The sequence below is a fragment of the Sphaerochaeta sp. S2 genome, from assembly GCF_016406725.1.
Classification (GTDB): domain Bacteria; phylum Spirochaetota; class Spirochaetia; order Sphaerochaetales; family Sphaerochaetaceae; genus Sphaerochaeta.
In genome coordinates this window covers 1-2,109 of the sequence record NZ_JAEKNT010000376.1, presented here as the reverse complement: position 1 = coordinate 2,109, position 2,109 = coordinate 1, and the positions used below count along the sequence as shown (strand labels likewise).

The 2,109-nt window shown below is 48.4% G+C and carries 2 protein-coding genes; both read left to right on the top strand.

Features of this window, described 5'->3' with window-relative positions:
• Window positions 1-75: 75 nt before the first annotated feature.
• A complete protein-coding gene (locus tag JF818_RS11115; protein WP_198892078.1) occupies window positions 76-681 on the top strand; it encodes a non-canonical purine NTP pyrophosphatase in 606 nt (201 codons plus the stop codon).
• Window positions 678-2,109, top strand: a 1,432-nt coding sequence (pepF, locus tag JF818_RS11110; protein WP_198892077.1) for an oligoendopeptidase F, incomplete at its 3' end; no start/stop codon positions are given. The genes JF818_RS11115 and pepF, both read left to right, overlap by 4 nt.

Genomic DNA, 2,109 nt, shown 5'->3' with positions numbered 1-2,109 from the left:
GTTCAGTACACTATATGAAGCGTGTTCTCTCTCAGTATATGGACGAACAATCTGACATTGAGTATCTTAAGGACCATGAATATTTTGTTGGCATCAAACAATGAGCATAAGAAAGAGGAATTTTCCAGGATTCTCACCGATCATACCATCGTACTGCCAAAAGAGCTGGGTATCGATTTTGACTTCGAGGAAGAGGCAGAAACCTTTAGTGAGAATGCACTAGGAAAGGCCAGGGCATTGGCCTCCCAGGCACCCGAAGGGTACAAGATCCTGGCAGATGATTCAGGCCTCTGCGTCGACGCACTTGACGGCAGGCCGGGGGTAAGAACCGCCCGTTACGGCCTGGAGACATTCGGAAGAATGCTGGAAAGTGAAGAAAGGAACGAGTTCCTCTTGAAAAATCTTGCTCACCTGGAAAAGAAAGAGGAGCGGAGTGCACAGTTTGTATGTGCCTTGGCATTTGTGATGGGCGGGAGAAGAGAGTTCACTTTCTGTGAGGCAGTAGATGGGTTCATTGCCAAAGAGAGCTATGGGATGGGCGGTTTTGGTTACGATCCCGTTTTCATCGTTAAGGAAGCAGGAAGAACCATGGCAGAACTTTCAGAGGAAGAAAAAGACCGCTACAGTCACCGTGGGAGAGCTACCCGTCACTTGATTACTTTGTTAGGAGAAATTTCATGAGTATACAGACACGAGCAGAACAACTTGAGCAGGATACCTGGGACCTTACCAGTCTCTTTGCAGATGCAGCTGAATGGGAGGCAGCAACCGAAGCGATGAAGCAACGTATCGCTGAGGCGCCTGGTTTGAAGGGCTCCCTTGAGAAAGGAAAAGATTCATTCCTTGCTACCATGAGGTGGTATGAAGAGACAGGCATTCTTCTAGAACGTATTTATAACTGGGCTTTCCTGGGATATGCCTCTGATGCCTCTGATAACACCAATGTCAAACGGTACAGCCTATCGGCCAGTCTTCTGAGCCAGCTCTCTGCAGCCATGGCATTCTTTGACCCTGAACTGCTCGGTATTGCAGATGAAATTATAGATGGATACCTGAACGATGAGGACTTTGCTCCCTACCGTGTCTATATAGAGAAAGCAAGACGGTTCAAAGCCCATGTGCTGAGTGAGGGGGAGGAGCGTCTTCTCGCTCTGCAAAGCGAAGTTGCTTCCACACCACGTTCCACGTTCAGCGACCTAACCAATGTTGATTTTGACTTTGGTGAGATCGACGGAAAACCTCTCACCCAGAGCTCCTTGAGCTCATTCCTCATGCAAGAGGATAGAAATATTAGGGAACGAGCTTACAAGCAGTTCTACGGGGTGTATGACAAGAGCAAACATGCCATCGCACGGCTCTACGAGGGACAGGTAAAGCAGGACATCTTCCGGGCCAAGGCAAGAGGATATGAGAGTTGCAGGGAGATGGCACTGTTCCCAGACAATGTTCCGGTATCTGTATATGACAACCTAATCAAGGCTGTCCACGATGCACTGCCTACCCTTCATCGCTACTACAGGATGAGGGCAAAGCTCCTTGGTTTGGAGAAACTTTCCCATTGGGATGTCTATGTTCCCCTGGTAAAGGGAGTAACCAGTGAAACCCCTTATGAAGAAGCGGTTTCCATGATCGGGGAAGCACTTGCACCGCTTGGCAGTGAGTATGTACAGACCATCACAGATGGACTGACAAAAGACAGGTGGGTAGACCGCTATGAGAACAAAGGCAAACGAAGCGGTGCATTCAGCAGCGGTACATTTACCAGCAAGCCCTATATTCTCCTTAACTACAAGGAGGACGTGCTGCGTGATGTCTTTACGGTAGCCCACGAAGGGGGACACTCAATGCATAGCTATTACAGTGCAAAGAACAATCCCTATTTCCACTATGACTATACCATCTTCGAGGCAGAAGTTGCTTCTACCTTCAATGAGCAACTGCTGGCCAAGTATATGATCGACCATGCAACTGATGATCGGATGAAAGCTTATATCATCGGAAAACAGATTGATGACATCGTGGCCACACTCTTCAGACAGACGATGTTTGCCGAGTATGAGATGATCATCCACCTGGAAGCAGAGAAAGGCGTACCGATCACCCTTGAGC

Coding starts and splice junctions, on each gene's coding strand:
- JF818_RS11115 (WP_198892078.1), top strand. CDS start 76: ATGAATATTTTGTTGGCATCAAACAATGAGCATAAGAAAGAGGAATTT.